This window comes from Bartonella sp. MM73XJBT (genome assembly GCF_028618465.1).
Taxonomy (GTDB): Bacteria; Pseudomonadota; Alphaproteobacteria; order Rhizobiales; family Rhizobiaceae; genus Bartonella.
The window spans coordinates 1-3,772 of the sequence record NZ_JAQISY010000069.1 but is presented as its reverse complement, the minus strand read 5'-3'; the positions used below and the strand labels follow the sequence as shown (position 1 = coordinate 3,772).

At 36.1% G+C, this 3,772-nt stretch carries 2 protein-coding genes; both read left to right on the top strand.

Going from position 1 to position 3,772, the window contains the following annotated elements; all coding sequences use genetic code 11:
- Positions 1–1,235 (top strand): helicase-related protein (locus PVV69_RS10100; protein WP_404978383.1); only part of this gene is annotated, 1,235 nt, incomplete at its 5' end.
- A 37-nt stretch (positions 1,236–1,272) separates the two neighbouring features.
- Entirely contained in the window at positions 1,273–3,687 is a 2,415-nt protein-coding gene (locus PVV69_RS09385) for a type ISP restriction/modification enzyme (RefSeq protein ID WP_404978384.1), read from the top strand.
- Positions 3,688–3,772 lie beyond the last annotated feature (85 nt).

Sequence of the window (3,772 nt, the reverse complement as noted above, 5' to 3'; positions counted from 1 at the left end):
CTTATAAGATTATTGTCTTAGGCGTTAATGAAGAGGAAGTGAGTGAATCCATTCAACATCTGATGACCGATGAGAATTATGAACTTGCCCTTGATGATAAAACCAAGATCATAGGCTGTTATCAAGCCCTTAGTAAAATAGATCTGAAAGTTGATTTGAGTGATGACTCCAATCCCATGCGGCGGGCTTTGGCTTTTTGTAAAGATATCAAGACCTCTGAACGTATCCGTGACACATTCAATTCTGCAGAAATGCAGAAAGAATTGTATAATCTTCATAAGCTCTATAAAGAGACACCGCCTCTTCAGTGTACCTTTGCTCATATTGATGGAACACAAAGTGCCAAGAAACGCAATGAAGCCCTTGATTGGTTAAAGGAAGATGCGGGGGAAAATACTTGTCGTGTGCTTACCAATGTAAGATGTCTTTCTGAGGGTGTGGATGTTCCTGCTCTTGATGCCATTATGTTTTTACACCCGCGTAAAAGCCAAGTAGACGTGATACAGGCGGTGGGGCGTATCATGCGCCGTGCCAAAGGCAAGAAGAGAGGCTATATCATTTTACCGGTTGGGGTACCTGCTGGGATTTCTGCTGAAGAGGCTTTAAAATACAACAAGAGATACAGTGTTGTTTGGCAAGTGATCAATGCTTTGCTTTCCCATGATGAAAACTTTGAAGTAACCCTTAACCAGATGATTTTAGACCAAGATGTCAGTCATACTTTAGAGATTGTTGCTTTAAAGAGTATGACCACGGTTGAAGATAAAATCTATGTTTATGAGAAACCAGAAAGCACGGGGCTTGAGATTGGAAAAGCAGCCTATGAACCTCGTCATAGTTATAAAGGGCAAATGAGATTACCTTTTTATAAAGAGTTTCCCAATGCCCTTAAAACCCTTTTGGCTAAGAAATTTACCCTTGCGGATTACTGGGGCATATGGGCTGGCAATGTTGCTGAGATTGCTCAAAACCATATTAATCGTCTTAAAGATATCCTATCCGATGAAACCAGTGAAGCCTATCACGCCTTTGATGGGTTTTATAAAGAACTCAAAAACAACTTAAACAGTGAAATCAAACAAGAGGAAGCGCTTGAGATGTTAGGACAACATCTTGTCACGCGTCCCGTGTTTGAAGCCTTGTTTGAGGGCAATGAATTTGTGCAAAACAATGCCATTTCGCAAGCCATGGAAAAGATCTTAGCTGAGTTGGATAAAACCAATATAAGATCTTGATAAATTTTACAAAAGTGTCACGTTCTGTACAGCAGGGATTACCGAAACTCACGCAAAACAGAATCTTATTATCAAGCTTTATGAAAGTTTTTTTGCCAAGGCATTTAAGAAAACCACCGATAGGCTTGGCATTGTTTATACCCCCGTTGAGGTTGTTGATTTTATCATTCACTCTGTTGATGAGGTTTTACGCAATGAATTTGGGAAAAGCTTAGGTTCACGTGGTGTTTCTATTCTTGACCCTTTTACGGGTACTGGTACCTTTATCACACGGTTGTTACAATCTAAACTGATAAAACCAGAGGATATGGAATATAAATTCCGTCATGATATTCATGCCAATGAGATTGTTCTCTTAGCGTATTACATAGCAGCGATTAACATTGAATCAACCTATCATGGTCTTATGAAAGGGAATTATATCCCATTTAAGCATATTGGTTTAACCGATACGTTTCGGATGCTTGAAGAGAAAAATTTATTGCAAAAATTATTTCAAAAAAACAGTGAATATTTAGAACATCAGAAAAATCTGGATATCAAAGTTATCTTTGGTAACCCTCCTTATTCTTCTGGTCAAAGAAGTGAAAATGATAACAATGCGAATGTAGAATATGAAATACTTGATAGAAGCATTCGTGATACATATGCATCAAGATCTCAAGCAATATTAAAAAGAAATCTATATGATAGCTATATTAGAGCAATTCGTTGGGCAAGTAACCGCTTAAATTCACAAGGTGGTGTTGTTGCTTATGTTTCTGGGAATGGATGGATAGATAAAGCATTTGCTGATGGTATGCGAAAATGCTTACAGAACGAATATTCTTCTATTTATATTATTAATCTTCGTGGTGATATTCGGAAAAATATAAAGTCAAAACAACTTTCAAAAGAAGGAGAAAATATTTTTGATTCCGGATGCCAAAATGGAATAGCGATAACGCTTTTTGTACGTAATCCAGATAATAGCCAACCTTGCAAAATTTATTATCATGATATTGGTAATAATCTCACAACAAAAGAAAAACTTACAGCTCTAGAATACTTTGGTAGTATTTCTGGCATTACAAATAAATCAAACTGGCAAATGATTACACCAGATCAATATGGGGATTGGCTTGGTCAACGTGATGATAGCTTCAAATCATTTTTAGCCATAGGTTATAAGAGTTATAAGAAAGAACATGGTAAAAAGCTTTTTGATACTTTTTCATGTGGTATCGTAACTAGTCGCGATGCTTGGGCATATAATTCAAGTCATAAATCTTTATTAAAAAATATGGAGAATATGATTACCTTCTATAACAGTGAAGTGGAACGGTTTAATGATGCTTATGGACATATTGATCGCAGGATACGTAAAAATGCTATAAACAATTTCGTAAATTCAGATGCTAAAAAAATCAGTTGGAGCCGTGCTCTTAAACAAGATTTGGAAAAAGGAAAGTTTTTTGAATTTGAAAATGCGTGCCTTACTCTAGGTCTTTATCGTCCTTTTACACAACAGTGGCTCTATTATAATCGCACCTTCAATGAAATGGTTTATCAAATACCTCGAATATTTCCTATGGGAAAAGTGGTCGAAAATAGAGTAATACAAGTTACAGGTACAGGAGCAATGGTGGGCTTTTCTGTCTTAATGACCAAGACTCTACCTAATTTTCACGCAATAGATACTGGTCAATGCTTTCCGCGGTATTTTTATGAAAATGCTGAATCCTTGAATAACAATAAAGAGAAACAATCCCATTTATTTACAGAAGAAAGTAAAAATGTTGGTTTACAACGACGTGATGCCATTAGTGATGAAGGATTAGCACATTTTAAAACTGCTTATCCTAGCGAAACCATAACTAAAGATGATTTATTCTATTATGTGTACGGTCTTTTACATTCAGAAGATTACCGCAGTCGCTATGCTGATAATTTATGTAAAGAGTTGCCTCGTATCCCTTGTGTAAAGAGTGCTGATGATTTTTGGAAATTTGTAACAGCAGGGCGTGAACTGGGTCATTTGCATGTAAATTATGAAGATGTGGAACCTTATCCAGTGACCTTTAAAAAGGGTAATCCAAAACAGACTGATATCTCTAATCCCAAAAAGTTTTATTATGTGACTGAAATGAAATTCGCAAAAATTAAGAATAGCAAGGAAAAGGATAAATCGACGGTTATTTATAACAGCAATATCGTCATGACAGATATACCTAAGGAAGCTTATGACTATATCGTTAATGGTAGCCCCGCCCTTGAATGGGTTATGGGTCGTCAATGCGTAAAGACTGATAAAAAGAGTGGCATTGTGAATGATGCCAATCGCTATGCTGTTGAAACCGTTGGAAACCCTGCTTATCCATTAGAATTGTTTCAAAGGGTTATTACCGTAAGTTTAGAGACAATGAAAATCGTTAAGAACCTACCAAAATTAGAAATTAAAGAAACTGAATAAGCTTATAAGACCTTATAACTCATAAGGGGTATAGAATATAGCTATACCTCTTTTGTAAGTTAATTAGATACAATCTTAAAAGGAA